We start from the raw sequence: 24,878 nt of genomic DNA, 5'->3' as shown, positions 1-24,878 counted from the left end.
AGTGCCATTCTGCGGCGCACGCAGAGTAAAGAATGGGCTATCTCAATCGCCATCGCTGGACAATATCCAAATAGGCTTATACTCGAAAATGGAGGCCGGGAAAGTCTCAATGCAGAAAGTTGCATTTTCGAAGGCCCGTTTGCAAATCAGATTACCCACGAGCGACAGTTCACTTGCAGTCAACAAAGCCGTTTACGTTGGCGGATCTCTTCTTGAGGCAATAAGCTGTGTATTGGGGCATGCCTCAGGTTTGTCAGGGCTTGATGTCAGGTTGTAACACTCGATTGTCATGCGCTCCTGTTCTATGTTTTGAGGCTCCCGAGGTAATCGGGGAATTAGTTTCAGTGAGTTTGATAGACTACTGGCAGCCGAGTTCGATGCTTGGTATCAACAGCACTAAATTCTTACTCACCTCGTGTTGGAGTGTCTATGCTGTCGCAGGAACGAAACAAAGCTGAAGTCGTTCGACGGACGGGATGCACATTCTCCACAATTTCGGACCTAATCGAAAACCACGACGTCATCGCCTTCGATGTTTCGAAGACATTGTTGTCGCGCAGCGTGTTAAGTGTGGATGGCGTTTTCCGTTTCATGGAGAAGTCACTTGGTGTCGACGGTTTTTGTGGCGCAAGACTAAAAGCGGAGCAGCTTGCCCGGAGGCGTTTTGGAACAACCGAAGCGTCCGAGATTAGTTTACACGAAATTTATAGCCTTCTTGCAGTCCTTCTGCCGGGCAACACCGTGACGCCTGACGATGAAAGAGAGTTCGAAGAAAAGTTCCACTTTTCAAATCAAGCCTTTGTTATGATTGCCACAGTTGCTCGGGCTAAAGGGAAGCAATTGGTCGGTATTAATGACACGCGACTGAATAAAGACCAATTATCGAGGCTAATAAAATCACATGGGATTGAACTGGATGCGCTAATTAGCCCTACGGAAGGCCGTCACTTTCTTTTGAAAGTTGCAGCCAATGAGGAGGTCGCACCGAACCGTGTCCTGCATTTTTGCCAGCGCGAATTCACGAACATGAACGTTGACGTGGACTGCGCTTTGACAGCAATTCATGTAAACCAACACAGCGATTGCCTTAGGCAGGATGATGCTCCATTTGTTGATCAAGACCGCGGAGAATATACGTTCGCCTCGGACTTGATTATCGGCCAGATCGCAGCGCGAATGCCTCATGTCGATCCCGCGGAACCCGATCTTTATAGTTTCGGCTTCAATGTTTGCGGGCCGGTATTGCTGGGGTTCTGTGACTATATTGCGGAACGTTCAATACAAGATGGGTTCGATGAACTGCTTCTTCCGCCTGGCCAGCACCACATTATTGAGCAATCTCTGAGGATTCTGAAACTGCCGTTAACAAGCTACTCGATCAGCGATGTGAAAGAAGCTTTTGACGGTGAATTCTTGGATGCTTCTGCTGTAGAACGCAAACAATTGCAGAAGCGTATCGACGCATGGACGGTTCAAGGTTCAAAAAACATTGCTATCGCGGATATCGATGGCAGTGCACCGGACATTGAATTTCTGTCTTCATTAAGAGTGCATCGGTATTGTGTTTGTGGTCAAAGCTCTCCCAGCCGAGAGGCAAGGGCTTCAGCCTACCTTTTTGACGGTTTATATGCGATGAGCACCGATATGTCCGTAAGGGTAGGCCCAGTTCTGTCAGACTTTTTGTTCGTCAATCCTGATACGTCCTTCCCACATCTGAATTTGGGGAATGACATATCTTTGCCTTTGAGTGCAAAATGTGAAATGAACGCCGATATTGGCCTCCTCGCTTCAATTTGTGTCCAACGAGGGGCTCTCGATTTCCTCCGCATGATCGCGCCAAGAAAAGACGCGTTAGATCGTCGGGAACTAAAGGACTTCAACCTTTTCTGTCTTACGCGACTGATCACAACACCGACCGAAAGGGAATATCGGGCATTCGAGAATGTTCCGTTTCCGCGATGCAAGGGTGAGAGTGAATGGAGAACTGTCAAGTCTTACTGGAAGCCTGAGTCAATCTCGTCAAAATACCTGGACAATTCTAGTAGGCAAAATCAAGAGCAGCAGTTGCACAACTACGATCTCATGCTGCCAAATTCCATTAAGCAATTATCTACTCGAGACGACATTGGGCAACTAGATTGGCGCCGTATAATGTACCGCCACCCGCTGAAGGTCTCGTACTGGAACTCAGTACGGCGGTATCAGCGTCGAACACAAAGAGAGTTGGGTCAGAAATGACAGTTTCTAACAGCGACCCGTTGAAGATATTCGTTCCGTTTGTGAACAAAATGATGGCAACTGAACTGTTCTCTCGAAACAAGTTTTTGTTTGAAAGGGATATTCATCTGATTGACAACCGCGGTCGATCAGCAGGCCTGCCGACGCTATACAATGAGGTTATAGAAAAGTACTTGAACGAGGACATGTGGCTTTTTTTCGTTCATGAAGACTTCGAAGTTCAGGGAGAGTTGTTTGACACAGAGAACTTGGCACTTGAAGCAATTTACGGAACCTTTGGAGTAAGGCTGGATGGGCATGCACCGGCCGGGTTTGGTCAGCATAAGTGTAGTGAAAAAGACGGCTCTTCGGTGCTACAGGTCGGTCTGCCGGTGACTGCACCAACTTGGGTTGAAACACTGGATTGTGTGGCGATTCTAATTCACACTCGGTTACTTAGGGATCGGCCCGGGTTGCGGTTTGATGAGACCCTAACGTTCGACCTTTACGCCGAGGACCTGTGTATTAACGCGCAGGAGAATTTTGGGATTCCTGTGATAGTTTTACCCGTCGAGTTCCAACACTATTCAAAGGGTTTTGTTACAGAGCGTTATTGGCTTGGAATCAAGCACTTGGGTGAAAAATATCCTAATGTTGGCGTGCCCGGAAGTTGCTCATTCATTGGTGGGAAATCGCAAGAATTGGAGGCCCGCTACACTTATGACATTCCGGCTAACAGAAAAAAGCGGCGCGACAAAGAGGCAAGAAAAGCTCGAAACTCTTCGAGAGCCTGGCGATTGTTCAGAAAACGATCATAGGCGACGAATTTGCCCTGACGGCTTTACACCTCGAAATCTATTCAGGTTACGACATTAAAACGTTCTTCATCGTGACCGGCGAGATTTTCAAGGTGAGCAAAGCCTGCGTTCGCGAACTCTGTCAGACTATCAACACTGCATAGGGCTATAACTTAATTTTTTTTCTTTTTCGCAAAACAAATTTTAGTAAGGCATATGACAAGGGATTGAGTTGCGATCCATAAGCAGCACGCCACCGGCTGCTTTTGGCGTTTTGATAATGTGTGCTGCGCTCACCAATGCGCGTCAAACTCTCACCGGTTGTGTCACCTACGCCATCGAAGATTCTGACATTCTTGAACCTAAGGGCATCTTGGCGATGCGGTTTACTCAGGAAATGACGCATGTCTCGCTCATCCTTCGGGTTGGTGTATTTTGCCAACGTCTCTGTCGACATTGCCCGTAGTACGGACTCGATTGCTTGTAGGGCGGAATCTTGAATTTTCTTGGCGCGCTGGAGGTTGGCTGCCTCCAACTCGCTGAGTTCAGCGGTGACCCAAGAAATATCACCGGATTCACTTTGCTGCAGCCCAAGGACGCTGCCATGATTTGCCGAACAGAGAAACTCCACGATATCCCGAAAATCCGTGAACCATGGCGTTAAATGGGAAGGAAGACCATTTGACGCTGTAAAACTCTCATATTCCAAGCCGTTGCGACGTAGGATTGATGTGGCATGCCGACTTGTGCCGAAGTAAAGGCCCAGGATATCCGCTTCTGCATCAACAATCTCGCAAATTGAGCGCTGTAGACTGCCGCGCCAACCTACGTCAAAGACGGCCGTGCTAGAACCTGCCGGGAAGGCCGAACGATAGTACTTTTTTAGAGCGGCGCGCTCGTGGGCAAACGACTGAAAAAAGGTGTCCGGACTTTCCTTTAGAAGCCTCAAGATTTTTTTTCGCGCTTTTCGCGTTAGTGGGTCCGTTCCACTTAGGCCATGATTGGCAAAAAGTTCTGTTAAGATCGGCCCGCCGGAGATTTTGCCAAGAAATTCGTCCAGTGTCTCCGAGCTTTCTAAGGTGGTGTGAAGCATCCCGCCAATAGTGTTCGGCTCCAAAACTGTGAATGGAAGCGTGAGTAATCGCCGGGAGGCAGCTATGTACTGCGTGTCATATTCATTTGGCCACAAAAGTTCGAATGCTGCTTTAGGAAACATGCCATCGCGAGCAAGAAATGCGATGCGTGAGATGCCCCTATCGTCCATTTCCCGCTTCATCCAGATAAGCATTGATGTGATCAATGGTGCGATCAATACGGCCCCAATGGCCTCAAAGTACTGATCCTCAGACAAAGTACGGAAGTCCAGCTTTTCAGAATCGTAGTGATGCGTTTCCAGAAAATTTGCCGAAAAAATCTGAGATATGGGACGCGATCCCGAAAGCATATTGGAATGGTGCTTTGGTTTTGGAGATCTGGCAGGTACGTCCTTGCTAGCCAAGACTACATGGGACTGCATACCCGCGCTGGCAGCCATTTTGCCATCGGCATGTTTGTTATCACCGATATGTAATATTTTTTCGTGTGGTACACCAAAGTACTCAGCCACCTCTTCGAACAAGTTGCCAGTATGTTTGGTCTTTCCTTGCTCGTTCGAAACGAAGACGCGTTCCCATCCGATAATTCCTTTTGCCTCCAGCACTTTCTCAAGAAAGTTTTGGGGAAGGTACATATCCGACGTGATGACAAGTCGTTTCTTTGTGTTTTTTAGCTTGGCCACCAACTTTCTTCCAAAATTGGTGGCGTGAAGCAGGTCCATTTCCGTTTCTAGTTCGAGCTGTTTGATCTGCTCAGTTTGCGTACCGCTACAATTCGTGAGTTGTTGAAAACAAATATAAATCTCGTCTAACGAAACGTCCTCCAGTCCTTTCTGGTCTGCGTCTTCCCGAGCCAATTGCTCGGCTGCGACCCGATAGTCCTTAAAAAACTCGGTCACCTGCCTTGTTTCTATGTGCTCCTCCATGAAACCAAATGCATCAATGGGAGAGTTGCAATGGCGAAAGAGGAGGGTGTCGAAGATGTCCACAGACAGGAAATCGTAATCACCGATCTTGGAAAGCACTGCGCTACTGGAAGACACATTCATTGTTTTTCTGCGATTGCTTATTAATGCCAAAATAGTCTCACGCTAACTAGGTTTGTCTGAATTGATGCTTGCGTCAGGGCTCGACAAAAGCACTGACTCACTCTTGCGCAGAAATTCGGTTAATGCAGACGACTTATCAAGCTGAAATTGAACTTCGTCCATTTTCGACAGCTGCTGAAGCACGAGTAGTACTTCGAGACAAAGCGTTAGTGAACCCGAGTTTTCGGTTCACTTTACGCTTTTGGGTGATCTCCGCGACTGACCATTTGTCAGTTGGAATTGAGTGTTTTTTTAGAGTATTGCGTTTCGACTTCTGGAAAACGCGCCCGTGTACGGTTTGCGAAGGCAACCAGTGACAGCATAACCGGAACTTCAACCAGAACACCTACGACCGTCGCCAGCGCTGCTCCCGAGTTCAATCCGAACAGGCTGATGGCCACAGCGACGGCCAGCTCAAAGAAGTTTGACGTGCCGATCATGGCGCAGGGTGCGGCGATCCGGTGCGGCACCCTTAGCGCATATGCTGCGCCGTAGGCCAGAGCGAAGATACCGTAGCTCTGGATCAGGATTGGTATGGCGATCAGGACGATCACCATCGGTTTTGCCAGAATGGTTTGACCCTGCAGGCCGAACAGGATGACGACGGTGGCGATCAGGCCCATGACCGACCACGGCTTGACGCGTGCGGAAAACGCGTCGATGGCCTGAGAGGATCTCAATGTACGGCGCGTTATCAGGCCGGCGATCAGTGGTAATACCACATACAACACAGTCGCCAGAACCAACGTTTGCCATGGAACCTGAATGTCGGTCACACCCAACAGAAAGGCCACGATTGGGGCGAATGCCACCACCATAATCAAGTCGTTCACGGAAACCTGCACCAGCGTGTAGGTCGCATCGCCCCTAGTCAGCTGAGACCAGACGAACACCATGGCGGTGCACGGTGCGGCACCCAGCAGGATCAGCCCGGCCGTATATTGAGCCGCGTCTTCAGGTTCGATCCATGGTGCAAAGACGTGCTCAAAGAACAGAACCGCAAGAAAGGCCATGGTGAAAGGCTTAATCAGCCAGTTGACCACCAGCGTCACGATCAGCCCGCGTGGCTGGCGTGCAACGCCCGCCACTGCGCCGAAGTCGACGCCGACCATCATGGGGTAGACCATTGCCCAGATTAGCAAGGCCACGACCAGATTGACGCTGGCCACTTCGGCCGAGGCGATCAGTTGAACCAGGCCGGGTGCAACCAGTCCGATCAATACGCCGCCAACCATGGCCAGCGCGACCCAGACGGTCAGGTAGCGTTCGAAGATGCTCATGTATATGCCTCATTCGTCTGGTCGGTTAGTTTGCCGGATGTCAGGGCGGCCAGCGCGACCATAGCAGCAGCGGTGCCCAGAACCAGTGGAAGCCCGCCAATCTGATAGGTAAGTCCCGACAGGACAGTGCCGACCAGGCGGCCAGTCGCGTTGGCCATGTAGTAAAAGCCCACATCCATCGTCACACGCTCGGACTTGGTGAAGGCCAAGATGAGGTACGAATGCAGCGCCGAATTGACGGCGAAGATTGCCCCAAATGCCAATAGGCCCACAACCAGCGTAACGGTCAGCCATGTCTCGGGGCCGGATGAGAGCAGGACCGCAATGGTCAGTGCAGCAGGCACGCAGAACAGCGCCGCGGCCCAATTCTTGGCGGCGTGGATAAGATCCCCTTCCGGGCGTTCCTTTGCGCGCAGGATTTTCGGCGCGCTGGCCTGAACTGCTCCGTAAAGTATGACCCAAACGGCCATGAATGTGCCGATCATAAAAAATGCGGCACGGTTGCCATCCTCAGTTCCATCCGAAAGCACCGCGTAGAAATAGATCGGGATGCCGACTACAAACCACACATCCCGCGCCCCAAACAAGAAGACACGAGCGGCGGATAGCCAATTCACGTTGGCGGATTTCGAGAAGACCTCAGAGAATTTGGCGCTTTTGCGCCCTTTGGGCAGGCCGGTCGGCATGAACAGGATGACGGCGACGAGGAATGCGGCAAGTATGATCGCCATTGCCAGAACAGCCCACATGAAGCCCACTGTCGCCAACAGTGCCGCCCCAAGCAGAAACCCAAACCCTTTCACAGCGTTCTTCGAGCCGGTCAAAATCGCGACCCAGCGAAACAACCCTCCGCCCTCAGTCGGGGCCAGCAGTTTGACGGCGGATTTTGAGGACATCTTGGCTAGGTCCTTTGCAACCCCACTGGCCCCTTGCACAATCATCACAAAGACAACTTTTACTGGGATCGCCCAATTAGGGTCTAGTTGCGTAAGAACCAGCAACGCTGCAATCTGCAGTGCCAGCCCTGCATAAAGCGTCGAGGTCAGCCCAAACCGCGCCGCGATCCAACCGGCGGCAAGGTTCGTGCCCATGCCGGCGATCTCATACAGAACAAACAGATATGCCAACTGAACCGGCGAGAATCCCATACTATGAAAGTGCAGCAGCACCAGCATACGCAGGGCCCCGTCGGTCAGCATGAAGGCCCAATAGGCTGCTGTGACCGTGATGTAGGCCGACATACCTTCGGGCCTTTGGGTCACAGCGATGCACCAACCATCAGGGCAACGTCGACCAGACGATGGGCGTAACCCATTTCATTGTCGTACCACGCATAGATCTTCACCTGCGTGCCGTTCACCACCATGGTCGAAGGCGCATCCACAATCGAGGACCGTTCGTCGTTGGTGTAGTCGGTGGAAACTAGCGGTCGCGTCTCATAGCCGAGAATGCCTTTCAACTCACCTTCGGCAGCGGCCTTGAAGAGCGCGTTGACTTCTTCGACGGTGGTTTCACGCTCAACCTCGAATACGCAATCCGTCAGCGAGGCATTCAGCAAGGGAACTCGCACGGCGTGACCGTTCAGCCGCCCCTTGAGTTCCGGGTAGATCAGCGTGATTGCCGTGGCCGACCCGGTGGTGGTCGGGATTAGAGAGTTCAAAGCAGACCGCGCCCGGCGCAGATCTTTGGCGGGGCGGTCCACGATGGTTTGCGTATTGGTCACGTCGTGAATTGTGGTCATTGACCCGTGGCGAATACCAAGATTTTCGTGGATGACCTTGACCACTGGGGCCAGACAATTCGTGGTACACGAGGCCGCCGTCACGATGCTGTGGACATCCGGATCATAAGTGTCCCCATTCACGCCCATAACGACGTTGGTGGTCGGGCCATCCTTGACGGGGGCCGAGACAACAACCTTCTTCACGCCTGCCTCAAAATAGGGGGCCAGCTTGGCCTGGGTCTTGAAGACACCGGTGCAGTCGATCACCACATCGACACCGCCCAGCGGCAGGTCAGCCAAATTCCTGGTGCCGATAAAGGGCAGACGAATACCGTTGATCGTGACGCTATTGGCATCATGCGCGAACGTGGCATCCCAGCGCCCATGAACCGTGTCAAACTCCAGCAGGTGCGCGTGCATTTCGGGGTCACCGACTGAATCATTAATCCAGGCGATCTTTGCACCTTTGTCCAGCAGCGGTTTCAAGGCCAGCTTTCCCATCCGGCCCAATCCGTTCACAGCATAAGTCGTCATTTCATGTCCTCAGTGGGCGTCCTGCCGATGTCATCAACAGCAGTTTGCAGTGCGATCCGGTCGAGGCTTTCGACCGGCAAAGACGTAAAGGCCTCAATCCGGCGCTTGAGCGCGCCATATGCATGTTGAAATGCAAGGCTTCTTTCGGCATCCGTGCCCTCGGCCCTGACCGGGTCCGGCATGCCCCAATGGCCACTGATTGGCTGGCCTTCCCAAGCGGGGCATTCCTCATTCGCGGCCTGATTGCAGACCGTGAAGACGAAGTCCATCTCGGGCGCGCCGGGGGTTGCAAACTCGGACATGTTCTTGGACCGCAGGATGGATGTGTCATGTCCTTTGTCGTCCAGAACTTGCACGGCCATCGGGTTGAGCTCGGATGTGGGTTGCGTGCCGGCCGAGAAAACGTTGAACCGGTCACCCCCCAGCGTGCGCAGCAGGGATTCCGCAAAAATCGACCGGGCAGAATTGCCCACACACAAAAACAAGACGTTGAATTTCCGATCCGTCGCCGCCTTATTTCCCTGTGCAAATGGCATGCAGATATCGGGGCGACCGCGACAGCAATCGACAATCAGATAATCGAGCATCTGCTGCACGTTTTTCATTTCAATCGAATAGAGCAGAGATGTCCCGGAACGTTCCTGCTTGACCAGCCCCGAACGCTGAAGCGCGTTCAGATAGTTCGACAAGGTGCTGGCCTTCACGTCGAGCTCCGCCGCCAGCTCGCCCGCCGGAACACTGTCAGGAAAACGTCGCATGAGCATGCGAAACACAAGGATACGCTGCGGATGACCCAGGATGGCCAATTGGTCTGTTATCTGTTCTACCATATTTCATGAAATATTAAAATAAGACAACCCAGTCAACCGAAAATACATGGCCATCGAAGGTGAGCGTAAGCGTTGGAACAGGCGTGATATTCTTGCTGGAGCGTGGTGATGGAATGGGCTTCAAGCGATCTGAGCTGCGGGAATCACCATCACACACCGGTAGGCGTCCGAGGATATCGAGACTTGCACGCATCTGCCCGAGCGTTTAAAGGAACCGTCGCTTGCCTCAATAGCTCAGCTGGTAGAGCAGGTCCTTCGTAATTAGCGGGTCCCCGCGAGAATGCCTTGCAAAACCAACGAGTTCGCGGCAAAGGAGTAGAACTAGTAGGGCCATAGTAGGGTCCGGAAAGCCGCTGTAGCTCAGCTGGTAGAGCACGTCATTCGTAATGATGGGGTCGGGGGTTCGAGTCCCTTCAGCGGCACCAGTTCTTCAACAAAATCAGGTTTTTAGGCAGAACACACTCGCTTGGCTGATGTCGCGTTTCCGCTTTGATCCCCAATTCAGACATGCTTGCGCGGCTGCAGCGTTAGCGCGAAAGCTGCCGTTCGCTCGATTGTACGCCAATGTCTCAGTCGCGGAACAAAGCCGCCTTTGAGAGCCGAGTCAGCATCCCGATTGCGACACCTCTTCATTACGATTGGGCTGACAGGCAGCGTACTCGGGGCCAATCAGTTTCACGAATAATCGCACAGGTCGTTCGGCTAATTATTGCCTTAACACCACATACTACCCTGGGGACAATGCCCATCCCGAGCAGCCTAATCTTGGTCGACCATGGCGAGCTGCCCTGCGCCTGCGGGGTCGAGGAAGACTGCGGGAAAGGAGGTTGGCGGTCAGACAGTGACAGCACTTCACTGATATCGCCTGAGCTGGGCCTTGTCAGCCCTTTGTTTCGTTTCGGTATTTTTTAAAATTCTGCGCTTGCTCGAAAATATCGTTATACACGTCGTCATGCGTAATCGGCGGATACCCGTTCTCCGCCAGTAACATGATCAAATCCACTTTCAGCTCTGCCTTGATGTCCTCGCGGTTGTCCCAGTCCGTGTACTTCGTCTTGTCGTCCACAACGCCCTTCACCGCTTTCGAAAGAGGGATCAGCTTCTCGTCGGGATACTCGAACTCGTACTTCTTGGCGATTGCCCTTAGGATGTCGTAGAAGGCTTTCTCCTCGAAGTCGATGCCCAGGTCGGCAAACGACGCCTTCTCCTTCTTAAGTGCCTCGTACAGATCGATAATCTCGTCGGTGAACTCCTCTAGGACATTGCTTACCAGTACGTCCTGCTCCTTGCGATCGTTGTACTTATCCACGATGGCCTTGAGCATTTTCGCGAAGTCTGCCCCCTTGGTTTTGTTCGTCTTCTTGAAGTCATCGATCGCCTTCTTCAGCAGTTTCTGAAGGAGTTTCAGTTTCGTGTTGGGCAGCTTGATCTTCTTGATCTTCTCCAAAAACTCGTTATCGAACAGGTCGATCTCCGTCTCGCCGCTGTCGCCCAGCTTGAACACTTCTTCCACACCGTCCGCCTTGATGGCTTCCTCGATCATCTCCCGTACCCGCGCGTTCATCTGAGCCAGGTCCGGGGCATCTCCCTTTGTGAGCTTGAACACGATAGACCGCACAGCGATATAGAAGTGGATCTCATCCCGCTCCAACTGCGCGAAAGCGTCGCTGTTGCAGCAGATGTCGTAGGCCGCCTTCATCCGCTTCACCAGGTACATAAACTGCTTTTCCTGCCTCTGGGTCGCCTGGGCGAACTCCGCCGCCATATTCAGGCAGTGAAGTTGTTTCAGGGCGTTCCCGGTGAAGTACGGACTGGAATCGAATTTATGGAACATCTTGCCCAGCAGGTCGAGGTGATCCTTTACCACAACCACCGCCTGCTGAATTTCCTCGATCGTCATGCCGTTGCCCAGGTTGCCGAACTGGGCCAGCGCGAGGTTCATCTGTTTCTTGATGCCGATGTAGTCGACGACCAGACCTTTGTCTTTACCCGCGTAACGTCGGTTCACCCGTGAAATCGTCTGGATCAGGCTGTGCCGCTGAATCGGCTTGTCTATGTAGATGGTGTCGAGGAAAGGCACATCGAACCCCGTCAGCCACATATCCACCACAATGGCGATTTTGAAATTCGACTTGGCGTTCTTGAACTGCCGGTCCAGCTCCTTCCGGTCATCCTTGGTTCCCAGCATCTTGTAGAGGGCTTCCTCATCGTCCTTGCCGCGCGTCATGACCATCTTGATCCGTTCCATCGGCTTTATTTCTCGCTTCTCCTTCTTCGTCAGCGTCGCGCCGTCCTCGCAAACTTTGACCTCGGCCCACTCTGGCCGCATGGCGATGATCTCCTTGTACAGCATGTAGGCAATCGGGCGGTTACTGCACACGAACATCGCCTTGCCCTTGACCGTCGCGCCTTCGCTGATCCGCGTTTCGTAGTGTTTCACGAAGTCCTCGGCCACCGCCTTGATTCGGTCGGGGTCCCCGAGGATCGAGTTCATCTGCGCATTGGCCCGCTTGCTCTCCTCGATGGCGTAGTCACTCGCGCCTTCATCGGCGCATCGTGCATAGTAGTCCTCGATCTCCTGGAGCTTGGCATTATCCAGTAACACCTTAGCCGCCCGGCCCTCGTAGACGATGCGCACGGTGATTTCGTCCTTCACCGACTCTTCCATCGTGTAGGCATCGACCACCTTGCCGAACACGTCCAGCGTCGCATCGATGGGTGTGCCCGTGAACCCGACATAGGTCGCATTGGGCAGGGAATCATGCAGGTACTTCGCAAAGCCATAGGTCCGCTTCACGCCCTCTTCCGTGATCCTGATTTTCTGGTCCAGGTTCACCTGGCTGCGGTGCGCCTCGTCCGATATGCAGATCACATTGTCGCGCCGCGTCAGCAGCCGGGTGTCCTCGGTAAACTTGTGAATCGTCGTCAGGAATACACCACCGCTCACGCGGCCATGCGGCATCGCCACGTCCATCGGCTCGCCGTCAATTGTCTCGGCCTCATCCGCCAGCAGCCGCACGTCGTTCGGCACCTCGTCCGGCCCGCGTAGCTTGGACCGCAGCTCCTCCCTGCTTTCCACGCTGATGATCTCTTCGTCCCCGATGTATCCCTTCGCGCCCGTGAACTGCCGCGATAGCTGGTCGTCCAGGTCGGTGCGGTCAGTGATCAGCACCAGCGTCGGGCTTGCGAACGCCTCGCTCTTCATCAGCAGGCGCGAGAGGAACAGCATGGTGAAGCTCTTGCCGCAGCCGGTCGCGCCGAAGTAGGTGCCGCCCTTACCGTCGCCATCCGGCCGTCGGTGCTGCTGGATATTAGCGAAGAGTTTGCGCGCCGCGTAGTACTGCGGGTAGCGGCAAACGATCTTCTCTTCCTTCCTGGAGCTGTCGGGGAAGAAGATGAAATTGTGGATCACGTCGCGCAGCCGGGCCTTGTCGAACAGCCCGTTGATCATCGTAATCAGGGAGTCGATACCGTCCTTCTCGATCTTCTCGTCGCCCGTGATCTTACGCCAGGCGTAGAAGAACTCATAGGCCGCGAATAGGGAGCCCATCTTGTTGTTCACCCCGTCGCTGATCACACACAGCGCGTTGTACTTCAGCAGCTCCGGGATGTCGCGCCGGTAGCGCGTGGTCAACTGAACATAGGCGTCATGGATGGTCGCCTCTTCGCGGATCGCGCTCTTGAACTCGAACACCACCAGTGGCAGGCCGTTGATGTAGAGGATCCCGTCCGGTATCCGCTTCCCGAAACCCTGAATCTCCAACTGGTTCACGATCTTGTAGACGTTCCGATCGGCGGGGGAGTAGTCAACCAGATGGATGAACAGGTCTTTCTGGCTGCGATCCTCCCGCTTCAGCAGAAAGCCGTCCGAAACCAGCTTCATGAATGTCTTATTGCTGCCGTACAGGTCCGATGCTGGCAGCCGTTCGATCTTATGGACGATGAACTCGATCTCGCCATCCGTGATACCGTCACCGACATAGCGCGCTTGCAGGTACTCCCGTAGGTCGTCCTTTACCAGGACTTCCTCCGGGCCGCGCGCGATGTCCTCCCCCGAGACGTGGGGGTAGCCCTGTTCGCCCAGCAGCTCAATGATCGCTTCTTCCAGTTGTGCTTCGGTGAATTTCATACGCGTCATTCGCCAATCTGTTGGGCGTGCTTTTTGATGAATGACTCGCCAAAGGCAATTGCGCGTTGCACATCCAATGAGGGCAATGGCAACTCGACATCACACATTTCCTCCCAGCCAAATATTTCCCTCACGCTTCCGTGGGACATGAAACGAGCGTAGCGATCGAACTCTATCCTTGCGAACCACAACATTAGGAATGGTGGAAAGATTTTAGATTCGTCTATTACTTCAAAGACAGTATAAGAAGTCGAAACTATGCACTCATCACAATCTAGCAGGGCTATCGATATCTTATCCCCATTGCGAGATGTAACAGGCCCGTAGGCAAATTGTCCCTTACGAACAACCTTGTAATTAGATAAGTCGGTGCCAATAATATTAGCGCGTGAAGGAATGAACTCTTTTTGAATGCTCACGCCTAACAAGCGCGTAACTTCCAAATCTCTATTTTTTACAGCTACTTCTCGAATGTAAGGCCCCAGTCGCTCAATCGAATATTTCATAACCAACCCCCTTAAAGGCGGAAAGCATCTCTTTTTTCGCCTGTCGTTCTTCTTCGAGAATCCCGATTACTCGACTTCGAATATTCTTTATTCTTCTCTCAAAATCAGTATCTTCTTCACTATGGTTAAAATGAATGTACTTGCTTGGCACTAAGCTAAAATTCTTTTTCGCTATCTCGTGAGTAGTGGCGCTGTAGCAGTATTCTGGTATGTCTCGGTACTTTTTCGAAAATTCTACCTCCTGCCAATTGTGGAACATTTCCACAGCTTTCATTGAAGCCTCTTCGGTCAATTGGAGATACTTTTTTTCAAATGGAATTCCTTCTTGGCGCAAATCCATAAAAAGAACTTCTCCATGCCGATCTCTCAGTTTCCTTTCAAATCCTCCATTCTCCAGATTTCTCGCAAACTTGTTCTTATTTATCACCCACAACGTTACGCTTAGATCAGTTGTGTAGAAGAGCTTTCTCGGAAGAAGTATCAGAGCCTCAACCAGGTCATTCTCAATTAGCTTCTTTCTGATTGCATGTTCCACCCCCCCATCTGAGAGAGCGCCATTTGCAAGAATAAAGCCTGCGACACCGTTTTGTGAAAGTTTGGAAACCATGTGCAGTATCCAACCATAGTTTCCATTACTGGAAGGTGGAACCTCGTAGCCTGCCCACCGCGGGTCGTCCGTCAATTCGTCAGCGGCGCGCCATGCGTTTAGGTTAAAAGGCGGATTCGCCATAATGAAATCCGCCTTCAGGTTCGGATGCTGGTCACTTGCGAAGGTGTCATCCGCCTTTACGCCCAGGTTGGCCGAGATGCCGCGAATGGCGAGGTTCATCTTCGCCAGCTTCATGGTCGTGGTGGTGCCTTCCTGCCCGTAGATGGAGACGTTCTTGGTGTTGCCCCGATGGCTCTCGACGAATTTCACGGACTGCACGAACATGCCGCCGGAACCGCAGCAGGGGTCATAAATCTTGCCCTTGTAGGGTTCAATCAGCTCCGCGATCAGATTGACGATGCTCTTGGGCGTGTAGAACTCGCCCTTACCCTTACCCTCGGCCAGGGCGAACTTGCTCAGGAAATATTCATAGACCCTGCCCACAACATCCTGTGACTTATCGACCAGGGTGTTGATGTTGCTGATGGTGTCGATCAGCGCTGCCAGCTTGCTGCGATCTAAGTCCAATCGTGAAAAGTAGTTGTCCGGCAACGCGCCAGCCAGTGACTTGTTGTTCTTCTCGATCGTGTGCAGGGCCGTGTCGATCTTCAGCGCCAGATCGTCTTGTTTGGCGTTCGCCTGGATATACGACCAGCGCGATTCCTCGGGCAGATAGAAGACGTTCTTCATGGTGAAGAACTCCACAATGTCCACGAATTGCTCCTTGCCCTCGTCGATGATCTCCTGTCGCCGCTCCTCGAACTTGTCCGACGAAAACTTCAGGAAGATCAGGCTCAGCGCCACATGCTTATATTCCGCAGGCTCCACCGAGCCGCGCAGCTTATTAGCGGAATCCCAGAGTGTCTCCTCGAAGCTCTTGCTGTTCTTCTTAGCATTCATTTTCTTTGCCATAAATTGTCTTTGTAGTCTTTTAGCGGTTCCAGTCGTCACAGTCTGTGCATTTCAGGGGATAACTCCCAAGACAGCGGCGCAGCCTTACCGCTTTTCGTTCTTCGTTGTTTGGTTCATTTAGCCGACCCCTAGCGTCCAGCAGCCGAGTCCAGTGCGAGAGGAATATCGTGGCGCTCGCAATAATCTATGATGAACACCGCCACCATGCTAGTGATGGAACGTTGCCCCCGCTCGGCCGCCGCGCGCAGCGTTTCCTTCAACTCCAGTTCAATGCGAAAGGCCAGCGTGGTAGTTCCATCGGTAGACATTGTCTACCCTTGGTTGCGACACGCTACTGTGAATGTTCGGTAAACGTACAACAACATCCCCCGCAATCAAATAAGAGAAAGAGATATACGAACTGGGAGTATCCGAAGATCGCATGGGGTAAATAAGATGAGTGCGGTACTTCGAGGATCACTCCAATTGCGACATGGTTGCCATGTTTCAAATGGGCTCGTTGCGATCTTTTACTGCGTTTTGCACGAATGACGGCTATGAGCATCGGGAGTTTGATTGGCGGGAGCGCCCCTGGTGTCTGATTTTACGGCTTAATCAGACATTCAGCGTCTGGTTTCCACGATGCCAGAGTGCAGGCATCTAGATTTCCGGCCTGTCGCGCAAGCAGTCTGGTAGGTCGGGGCTTTTCGGATACTTTGGGTAAATGTCCTGCGTCTTCTACGACACCGAAACCACCGGCACTGACACCACGTTCGACCAGATCCTGCAGTTCGCAGCAATCCGGGCGGATGAAGACCTGAACGAGCTTGACCGCTTCGAAATCCGCTGCCGACTTCTGCCCCATGTTGTCCCCGCACCAGGCGCCCTGCTGGCCACAAGGGTAACGCCAGCGATGCTGACGGATGCCAGCCTACCGACCCACTACGAGGCCATGCAGACTATCGCCCGGAAGCTGCGTGAGTGGTCGCCGGCGATCTTCACCGGATACAACACACTCTCCTTCGACGAGCCTCTGATGCGGCAGGCGTTCTATCAGACCCTGCAGCCGATCTACCTGACCAACACAAACGGTAATCAGCGGGCGGATGTGCTGCGCCTGGCGCAGGCAACGGCAGCCTTGGCACCCAACGCCATCACGGTGCCTATCAACCACAATGAGCGCCCAACTTTGCGACTGGACATGCTGGCCCCGGCGAATGGCTTCGCCCACGAGAACGCCCATGATGCGCTGGCCGACGTCGAGGCAACCATCTACATGGCCCGCCTGATCCGCGACCGTGCACCGGCTGTATGGGATTCTCTGATGCCCTTGATTGACAAATCAGAGGTTCAAGCGCGGGTACTTTCGGGACAACCACTTTGCCTTGTCGAATATCATATGGGGCGCTCGGCCATCCGGCCGGTCGTGGGCTGCGGCCACAACCCGGACAATCCAACGATGCTGGGGGTATTCGACCTGACCAAGGACCCTGGACCAGTTCTACAAATGGGTGTCGACGACTTAGTGAAAGCGATGAAGGGACCCGACAGGGCTATTCGGATCATCACTTCGAACAAGATGCCAGCGGTCGTGGATATGTCGCTCGGGCCTGACTTTGGCATAGCAGCAATGGATATCGCCCGCAGAGCATCTCAGATCGTCCAGGATGCCGCTTTTGCCACAAGGGTAGGCCAAGCACTGACACAGCGTTATCCGCCCTGGCCGGCCGAAGAGGTGGTCGAAGAGCGAATGTATGAGGGGTTTCCAAGCCGGGCCGACGAGGGGCGCATGCGGGCCTTCCATGCCGCGTCATGGCCAGAGCGCGCGGAGATAGTTGAGACACTTGAAGACGGCCGCCTGCGCGAACTCGGGCGGCGCATTGTTTTTCTCGGACAGCCAGGGGTGCTGCGGCCCGAACTTCGCCAGGGGCTTGAGAGCTGGCTGCACAATCGGCTGTACGGCCGCGAGGGCGTGGAAGCAGGCCGCACTCTCGACGATGCACTGTCTGAGTTAGGCGACCTTGCAGTTGACGAAGTCAACGCTGCATCAATCGGAAAAATCAAAGCGTGGTTAGAAAATCGAAGGCCTTAGCTTGCATATGTGCTTTGACCAGTTTGTGGGGTTTGCTAGCGTCTGCACGCAGGGTGGGCAGGGCCAATACAAACCCTGCACACCCCACAAAGCACGTCACCAGTACTAAAACGGCACGTCTTCGTTCGGCGATGAGCCTAGTTTCTCGACCATGTATCGTTTTGCCTTTGAAGGGTCATCGATTGCGCGCAAAACAAGGCCACCGGCGACTGTGTCTTTGTGGCGCATAAGCACACGGCCGATGCTCTTGGCGTTGAAAGTACGATTGTATGTCATCTCAGCTAGCATGTCGTGAAGCAAGGCGACCGGGTTTCCTGAAGCATTACCAGCACGCTTGCCAATCTCGGCAATTGTAACGGCTTCGTCGCCAAGTGCCTCACGCCATAACTGAAGAAGTTCGACAAGCTCGTTTTTTCGCGGGTCGTCTGCAGTGATCCGGTGTTGGGTTAGCCAAGGGTCACTTTCTCCCAGCCAAACGATAGCTTCTCGTATGAAGTCCCAGCGTTCGAACGAACCCATTGGAGGCACATCCACTTTTCTGCCGGACTTCACATAGGCGATGAGAATGGTTAGTGCCGCAGCAACAAGTTTTGGCCGGTCTCGCAGAACCTCTTCTTGTGCATTGAATGTATGCCGAATTTGATCGGGACGCTCTTCTCCTGTGTCGATCCGGCAGATAAGCGTACGTCTTCCCAGGTCGCCTGCGATGGTCAGGTTGTTGCCCGTTGCCATAACCAAGACATTGGTCAGAAGCTGCGGGGTTTCCGACTTACCTAATACGCGGGCACGAAAGACCTCCTGAGTCAGAATTGTGCATAGGGTGTCTCCACCTAATGCGCGGTCACAGTTGTCGATCACGATAATGGCGTCTCCGGCCATCAGTACGCTTGACAAGCGCTTTTCGTCCTCTTCGGGGCTTTTGCCTTGAGACATCATCGCTGGTTTGTGGCCGGTGGCGATGATCCCAACCAATTCTACCATCAACGACTTTCCCGATCCTGCGGTGGGCGCATCGATGGCGAATAGCGGAGCCGATGGCAAAATCCGCCTCACTACAGAAGTCAGTATTGCTGCTAGCAGAACCGATTGGTCTTCTCGCCCTGCGAATGCAAACTCACGAAAGGGATGCAGAACACGCGACCAGTTTGGCTCTAAGGATGAAGTTAGCGGGTATGAGATTGCCTCGGCGATCCAGATAAGTTGGTTTGAGGACGGCGATCACGATCTGAAGCCACGCAAGCGCGTCTCTGGCTTCACACATGCCGATCACATCGCGTCCCTGGGCGCAGCGGTTTCAAAATGGGTCCGGCGCCTGGTTTGCTAGACGGCTAAGCCCACTCGAAACGAACCTTCAGTCCATTCAAGTTTCTATAGGGCAGAATACCGCGATGTTGGAGCATACCGACGACGATGCCCGGGTGGATACCAACTTCGCGTGCGAATGTTCGTACGGATGCTTCTGAACGTGGGGTCGTCAGACAAAATTGATCAAAGCGGTCTCGCCCAACCAACTGTTCTTCTGCCCACGCGTCGGCCTCTTCTTCTGCACCGTCACCGACCCCACCTTGATCGTCTGCAAAGGTGCGCCCACGATGAAGCATGATGTGCCCAGCTTCGTGAAAGAACGTCCACCAAAAGTGATCATTTGCCTTCATGCGGAGCGACATCTGTATGATAGCGCGGTTGCCATCGATCCAGCGGGCAGAACCGAACAGGCGCGTCTTGGGCAAAGGTGGTTCGAAAACCACTGCAACCCCGGAAGCTGCGCATATTTCGATCATGCGAGGACCGAATACCTCAGGCGACTCACAGGTTAGCCCGCGCACCTCGGCTACCGCCTGGCTGAACCTCTGTTCATCAAACGTCGGTAGTTTCATTGCTCGTGCGTGGTGTTCGCCAAGCATGAGCCATGCAGCAATATGGTTCTGGTCGGACTCGAACTTCCTCGAGTGGCGGTGTTGAACCGCCAAGTTGCGTAGCTTCGCGTCGAAGGCGCTCGGAGTGCCGATACCAAGGAACGTGAGCAAGCGATCGCACATCACTTCAACGCTTTCTCCCTTCGGCAGCACATTTCGAGAGACAAGGTCCTTGATAGGAAACCTACCTAGAAACGCCTTACACTCTTCTGCATTCTGCTGGCGAACCTTGCGGGCCTCATGAAGGTCCCAGTCGGACTGCAGCCCGGTCCAAATGTCGGCTTTCATTCCAAGTACGTGTTCGAGTCTAAGGGCCGTTTCAGCGCTTACCGGATTCGTCCCATTAATAATCGTGCTCACTAACTTAGGGGTTAGATCTGCAAGCCGCGCAAACTCAGCCTGAGACCAGCCTCGGCTTTCAAGATACTCCGCAAGATGCTCCCCAGGGTGCACTGCCCAGTCAGGGGACCAGGTATCAGTCCTTTCCACTGCGCTCATAGTCTACGTTCCTCTCCCCTCGGCGCCTCGCTAATGATAATCGATAACGTCGAGAATTCGTATTGCCGTCACCTCCGACGGATTGAGTTCAGTGCTTTCCGCCTCGCTGTTCGGGGCAACAATCGGTTCAAAGATCAAGCGCCAGTTTCCTGAGACATCGACTGCGTAGCAGCCCTGGAAATCACCCTTTAGAGGGTGACACCTAGGGGGCGGGTCAGTCGGTACGTCCGCCAGGCACGCGGCGTTCTTGAGAACGCCAAGGCGCATCATAAGGCGTTTCGCCCGGTCTCCGTACGCCTTCTGCATTGCCGCCGCAGATCCCATCTGGCGCTTGAGTTTGTTGCTCGCGAATTCGATGTGCATCGAAGCACCTGTGTTACCCCATAGGTAATGCCTGTTGATTCGTTACGCAATAGGTAACATGTAGCGCACCTCGTAGGAACCCTGGGCTACATTTAGAGCAATGCCTGGCCAACGGATCAATTCAGTTCGTTTTTTTTGAATGTGGTGAAACGCCGTGCTTGCAACCGTGACGCTGAGGTCAGCACGTAAGACGGTCCAGGCTGTGACGGCGCCAACGCCCCGAAGAGTTGTAGCACATGCGGGGATGGGGTGGCCGGGTTTACCATATTTGCAGGGTTTGGTTAGGCTACCTAACGCGCGCTGCCAACATGTAACATAAGGGCGCTTACCAGACCTGGCCGCACAAAGGTCATTGCCTATTCCAGTAAGGGTTGTTCATGTTTTCGACACTATACTGGGTGATATGTTGCCGAAACAAAATTTTAAGGAGCGACTGGAACCAAAATGGATATTAACCAAACCATCGAGGGTGCAGACGAAGCAGTTCTGCGAGAGGCACTGAAGCAATTTTTGTCTGAATTCACGCGCCCTGCGTTTGGTTCCCTGCCCAAACGAGAAATCGAACTAATCGTGTTTAGGATGCTTCGAGAAATTGGAGCGGTACCGCATGGCGCTTCTCTCTATGATTTAATGACAGACCTTAGGATCACCCGGGCAAAAGCCTCGAGTCTTCTTTTTGATATCGAAGTTCGAAAGTTCGGAGATGAAACTGGCCTCCTAGATGACCAAATCAAAGATGCATTGATCAACACAAGGTTTGCTAAGGACGGCGATTATTTCGTTCTCGAAATCCAAAACCCTTTATTGAATGCCCACCTAAAAGACAGGTTACAACGCCTAAATCATGTGAGTGACACATCCTTCAATTCCGCGATTGTGCGGATGCCCTTAAGCGCTGCCACAGACCTCATTGAGTATCTTGTAGACGAGGATCGACTAAAGCAGATTCGACAATCTCTGATAGCTGCGGGTGCCCCTGACACTTCCTTAAAGGGAGTGCTTTTGGCTTCAACTAAAAAGCTTGGTTCAAAGGTTCTTGGAAATGCGGCCGATGGTTTGGTAGACGACGCTTCCGCATATATTGCGCCAATTTTTAGAGGCGCGATTGACGGTTTAAGTGAGCAATGGCGAATTATTTTTTCCGAAGATGAATAGCTCCCAGAGATTAAGACCGGCTTCGCTGGTGCGGCACAATGCTGGCGGCAAGCATAATGGATATTACGTGCCTGCCTCGCTGGGTGTCATTGCCCAATTTGTATCTTATCTAAGAGGCAACAATCTGTTCGATCTCGAGGTTCGCTATGGCTAAGGGTACAGGGGCCGCGAACTCGAGAGGCGAGAAAGGTCCCGTGGAGACAGTAACGGTCCTCGACGAGCGTCAGCTCATTCGCATCGAAGCGGTTCATCGCGGCTTTCTATATCAGCATATCTATGGAGCAATCTGCCTTCTTCTTGCCGCACCGAACGGTGTAGAGCGCATCCTTGTTGAGCGGGACGAGGATCTTGAGATCATTCTTTCAGGGCGACGGTTCTATGTTCAAGTCAAGACTCGCATCGGCAGTCTAAGCTTCCGCGATATCGAGAGCGCCCTTCAACGCTTCGAGGAGATCAGAAGCGAGCACGACAAGGGCGTGCGGCGGGGAAATGCTAACTTCGTGATCGCATCCAACGCGCCTCTTTCTACTACGCTGCTCGAGAAGATCGCAGCCACCGACTGGCCGAAGGATGTCCAGATCCACTGGCCTGATGGGCCGGCGCCGGTAGATTCGTTTCTTCCCTCGCCTCCACCAAGTGTCAGCGAAGCGATCAGCACCTGCTCCGCGCTCGCTGAGGACTTGCCGTTCGGCCTGTTGAATCCGAATACACTCGCGTGGAAGTTAGCAAGTATCGTGATGTTCGCGTCAGCAGGAACTCCGCCGAGGGAGGATCATAGTTTCTTAAGGGAGGAATTACCGGCGCTCTTCGAGCAAATGCTCATCCAAATGCAGGAGCTACCAGCCCCTCCACCGATATACAGATCGCAGATCGACGAACCGCCGCTTCTCGGTACTCAACGAGTTCGCATCGTCTCTGGTCTGTCGGGCGCAGGCAAGACGGCTTGGATAGCAGAGGCGGCCATGCATGAGCCCCTGCCAGTGACTTACATAGATGTCGTCGATACTCCTGGACCTGCACTGGCATCCGCGGTCACTCGCGAGGTAGCCGGTCGAATGTACGGGCGCTCGAGTGGTAAGCTTGGTGAGATCCTGCTACCCGGTGCGAGTGGCCTCGAGATGCTGGGCGCGCTGAGCGTCAAGCTCGGAGAAGAAGGAATGCACGCTCAAGTCGTGATCGACAACGCCCACAGGGTTCCGGCGTCGGAAATCGAAGTTGTCGTCGCAAGAGCGCCGAATCTGCGGTTCCTTCTACTTACTCAGCCAGGTCCGGAGATTGCCGCTCTGGAAGCACGGCTTTCCGTCCAGGCCGATGTTCTTCACGGTTGGGACGAGGATACCATCGCGGCAGCCGTTCAAGATGCTGGCTGCCAGGCTGACTTCGACGACTGTGCGCGCCTTTCTCGCCTGACCGGTGGGTTGCCGTTCCACGTTCTTAACGCGACCACAGTTGCCGCACGCGAGTATGGCGGATCGATCCGCGCTTTCTGCAAAGACGTTGAGGCGCAGACCCACATCGTCGAGACCGCCCAGGAGATCATCCTGAAACGCGCATTCGAGGGGTTGCCGCCCAATACTCGAGAGACAATAGCCATCTTAAGCTTGGCCGACGTCGCGCTTTCGCGGTACGAGGCCATCAAGCTTCTTGAGGGCGCCTGCGACCTTGATGAAAAGGGGAGTGTCACACGCTTGAGAGCGCTCCCATCGACTGGTGCTCTCGAAGTGTTTGGAAACTCCGGGTTAAAAATACACGATGCTGTGCGCATATTTGGCCTCGCAGAGCTGGTCGAGCGGGGCGCTGAGTTCGAGAGGAAGGCTAAGGCGGCCCTTCTCGAAGTGATCATCGTATCCATCCGTGAGAACTGGAGTATCGCTAAGCTGGGGCTTCTAATTCGCCTCTTTGGGCAGCTGGGTAATGCGAAGGCTCTTGTAGAGTTCGCAACTGACGAGCTGTTCCACGAAATGGGCGTTTGGCCAGAGATCGAGCCACACTTGGTTGACATTGCTGCGGACGCGGACGGTGATTCCGACACCCGTCTCTGGGCATTGGATGGGCTTGTGTTCAACGATCTTCGGGAAGGTACTTTCGAATCCGCCCGCAGTCGTATCGATATCATGCATTCACTAATTGAGACGGCCGAACTTGGCGACGATGAGTGGCTGGCCTGGGGCATGAAACGCATGCTCCTTATGTCGATGCTCGGAGACGCTGAAGGCGTAGATGACATGCTCATGATGGTCGAACAGCGCATCCCCGCAAAATCCGGGCATATGCGTGTGTTCCGATACAACCGGGCGCTCGCCCACTTTAAACTAGGTCAAGCAACCAGCGCAGTCGCCGCGGCATCTGAACTGATGGAAGATTACTACGCAGAGCTCGGCATCACACCCGGCGATGTAATTGGACGCAATGCTCCACAATTAAAGTCGCTGCTGCCCGCAGGTCTTGATCTCACCGATACGCTGAAACATCTGGCCGACACACTCGACCTTTTCGCACAGGCTACCGGAGGCAAGGGTCCGCGTAACGCGATGGTCCGCATCCAAGCGATGAAGTTCTATCAACTCGCCAACGCATTCGACTCGATGGTGCGGGTCGGGCTCGATCTGGTTGATGACTTTGTGTGGGTTAATGACTTTATCGGGGCCAAGCAGATTCTTGAAGAACACATCTTCCCTACCCTGCAAAGCGTTGGATTGGTTTCACGTGTTCTGGAGACGCGAGCCCTCTACGCGGTCGTGCTCGCCTATTGCGGCGACCATCAGGCTGCAGCAGACGAGGTTGCAAGGCTCCGACCGTACGAGGAGGCGATGGTGCCGGGACATCGCGAAGCCTTTCAGGAGCAGAAGCGCATAATTGAGAGGGCCCGCCTTGGTGGAGGTCCGTTGCAGCGTGAATTCCACATCCCAAAACACCTGCAAGCGCTGATAGATGAGCGCCGTGGCACACCAATGGCCGGCGAGCCGCGTAAGAGAATTGGGCGCAACGAGCGCTGTCCTTGTGGTTCTGGTAAGAAGTATAAGCATTGCCACGGGCGGTGACCGACATCTCGACAAGTTGGGACGTTAGTAGGGGATTAGTAGGGGATGAACGTCAAACGTTCGCTAGCGCGGCCC

The 24,878-nt window shown here is 53.5% G+C and carries 18 protein-coding genes and 1 tRNA gene; 7 read left to right on the top strand and 12 right to left on the bottom strand.

The features are described from left to right. Positions 1-429 precede the first annotated feature (429 nt). A complete protein-coding gene (locus AC2FJC_RS08780; RefSeq protein WP_496739201.1) occupies positions 430-2,238 on the top strand; it encodes a hypothetical protein in 1,809 nt (602 codons plus the stop codon). Continuing rightward, complete coding sequence (locus tag AC2FJC_RS08775; RefSeq protein ID WP_496739200.1) at positions 2,235-3,035, top strand: hypothetical protein; 801 nt, start codon at positions 2,235-2,237, stop codon at positions 3,033-3,035. The genes AC2FJC_RS08780 and AC2FJC_RS08775 overlap by 4 nt, the downstream gene beginning before the upstream one ends. Before the next feature lie 145 nt (positions 3,036-3,180). Here AC2FJC_RS08775 and AC2FJC_RS08770 read toward each other — a convergent pair whose 3' ends face one another. From AC2FJC_RS08770 to AC2FJC_RS08750, 5 genes are all read right to left on the bottom strand, one after another. After that, positions 3,181-5,157, bottom strand: a complete 1,977-nt coding sequence (locus AC2FJC_RS08770; protein WP_496739199.1) for an HAD-IA family hydrolase — start codon at positions 5,155-5,157, stop codon at positions 3,181-3,183. 269 nt (positions 5,158-5,426) lie between these two features. Beyond that, positions 5,427-6,476 carry an ACR3 family arsenite efflux transporter gene (gene arsB / locus AC2FJC_RS08765; RefSeq protein ID WP_496739198.1) on the bottom strand — a complete coding sequence of 350 codons (1,050 nt, stop codon included), beginning with the start codon at positions 6,474-6,476 and terminating at the stop codon, positions 5,427-5,429. Next, entirely contained in the window at positions 6,473-7,738 is a 1,266-nt protein-coding gene (arsJ, locus tag AC2FJC_RS08760) for an organoarsenical effux MFS transporter ArsJ (RefSeq protein WP_496726187.1), read from the bottom strand. Before arsJ ends, arsB begins: the two co-directional genes overlap by 4 nt. Then, the gene (locus AC2FJC_RS08755; RefSeq protein ID WP_496739197.1) at positions 7,735-8,733 is read right to left on the bottom strand and encodes an ArsJ-associated glyceraldehyde-3-phosphate dehydrogenase; all 999 of its coding nucleotides are present in this window, start codon (positions 8,731-8,733) and stop codon (positions 7,735-7,737) included. Before AC2FJC_RS08755 ends, arsJ begins: the two co-directional genes overlap by 4 nt. Continuing rightward, positions 8,730-9,563 carry an arsenate reductase/protein-tyrosine-phosphatase family protein gene (locus tag AC2FJC_RS08750; protein WP_496739196.1) on the bottom strand — a complete coding sequence of 278 codons (834 nt, stop codon included), beginning with the start codon at positions 9,561-9,563 and terminating at the stop codon, positions 8,730-8,732. The genes AC2FJC_RS08755 and AC2FJC_RS08750 overlap by 4 nt, the downstream gene beginning before the upstream one ends. Positions 9,564-9,912: 349 nt before the next feature. Between AC2FJC_RS08750 and AC2FJC_RS08745 the strand changes: the two genes are divergently transcribed. Continuing rightward, positions 9,913-9,988, top strand: a tRNA-Thr gene (locus AC2FJC_RS08745). Between the two features lie 455 nt (positions 9,989-10,443). On the opposite strand, the gene AC2FJC_RS08740 is transcribed toward AC2FJC_RS08745, so the two are convergent. From AC2FJC_RS08740 to AC2FJC_RS08725, 4 genes are all read right to left on the bottom strand, one after another. Beyond that, positions 10,444-13,701, bottom strand: a complete 3,258-nt coding sequence (locus tag AC2FJC_RS08740; protein WP_496739195.1) for a type I restriction endonuclease subunit R — start codon at positions 13,699-13,701, stop codon at positions 10,444-10,446. Next, positions 13,698-14,198: a restriction endonuclease subunit S gene (locus AC2FJC_RS08735; RefSeq protein WP_496739194.1), complete on the bottom strand. Its 501-nt coding sequence runs from the start codon at positions 14,196-14,198 to the stop codon at positions 13,698-13,700. Before AC2FJC_RS08735 ends, AC2FJC_RS08740 begins: the two co-directional genes overlap by 4 nt. Then, positions 14,182-15,759 carry a type I restriction-modification system subunit M gene (locus AC2FJC_RS08730; protein WP_496739193.1) on the bottom strand — a complete coding sequence of 526 codons (1,578 nt, stop codon included), beginning with the start codon at positions 15,757-15,759 and terminating at the stop codon, positions 14,182-14,184. Before AC2FJC_RS08730 ends, AC2FJC_RS08735 begins: the two co-directional genes overlap by 17 nt. Before the next feature lie 128 nt (positions 15,760-15,887). Beyond that, positions 15,888-16,067 (bottom strand): hypothetical protein, encoded by a 180-nt coding sequence (locus tag AC2FJC_RS08725; RefSeq protein WP_496739192.1) that lies wholly within the window; start codon positions 16,065-16,067, stop codon positions 15,888-15,890. Positions 16,068-16,462: 395 nt separating this feature from the next. On the opposite strand from AC2FJC_RS08725, the gene AC2FJC_RS08720 reads away from it, so the two are divergent. Next, entirely contained in the window at positions 16,463-17,830 is a 1,368-nt protein-coding gene (locus tag AC2FJC_RS08720; protein ID WP_496739191.1) for an exonuclease domain-containing protein, read from the top strand. Positions 17,831-17,935: 105 nt separating this feature from the next. On the opposite strand, the gene AC2FJC_RS08715 is transcribed toward AC2FJC_RS08720, so the two are convergent. Further along, on the bottom strand, positions 17,936-18,811 hold the full coding sequence (locus AC2FJC_RS08715; RefSeq protein ID WP_496739190.1) for a hypothetical protein: 876 nt from the start codon (positions 18,809-18,811) through the stop codon (positions 17,936-17,938). Between AC2FJC_RS08715 and AC2FJC_RS08710 the strand changes: the two genes are divergently transcribed. Continuing rightward, a complete protein-coding gene (locus tag AC2FJC_RS08710) occupies positions 18,789-19,154 on the top strand; it encodes an alpha/beta family hydrolase (protein WP_496739189.1) in 366 nt (121 codons plus the stop codon). The genes AC2FJC_RS08715 and AC2FJC_RS08710 overlap by 23 nt on opposite strands. A 4-nt stretch (positions 19,155-19,158) precedes the next feature. Here the strand turns inward: AC2FJC_RS08710 and AC2FJC_RS08705 are convergent, their stop codons facing one another. Together AC2FJC_RS08705 and AC2FJC_RS08700 are read right to left on the bottom strand one after the other, a co-directional pair. Then, a complete protein-coding gene (locus AC2FJC_RS08705) occupies positions 19,159-20,244 on the bottom strand; it encodes a HigA family addiction module antitoxin (RefSeq protein WP_496739188.1) in 1,086 nt (361 codons plus the stop codon). Positions 20,245-20,274: 30 nt separating this feature from the next. Then, positions 20,275-20,607 carry a type II toxin-antitoxin system RelE/ParE family toxin gene (locus AC2FJC_RS08700; protein ID WP_496739187.1) on the bottom strand — a complete coding sequence of 111 codons (333 nt, stop codon included), beginning with the start codon at positions 20,605-20,607 and terminating at the stop codon, positions 20,275-20,277. 444 nt (positions 20,608-21,051) lie between these two features. Here AC2FJC_RS08700 and AC2FJC_RS08695 point away from each other — a divergent pair, with 444 nt between their 5' ends. Both AC2FJC_RS08695 and AC2FJC_RS08690 read left to right on the top strand, forming a co-directional pair. Continuing rightward, a complete protein-coding gene (locus AC2FJC_RS08695; protein ID WP_496739186.1) occupies positions 21,052-21,762 on the top strand; it encodes a hypothetical protein in 711 nt (236 codons plus the stop codon). Between the two features lie 194 nt (positions 21,763-21,956). Continuing rightward, positions 21,957-24,803 (top strand): SEC-C metal-binding domain-containing protein, encoded by a 2,847-nt coding sequence (locus AC2FJC_RS08690; RefSeq protein WP_496739185.1) that lies wholly within the window; start codon positions 21,957-21,959, stop codon positions 24,801-24,803. Positions 24,804-24,878: the final 75 nt, after the last annotated feature.

This window comes from Ruegeria sp. CDSB117, from assembly GCF_059611005.1.
This window is presented reverse-complemented; position numbering and strand designations above follow the sequence as displayed.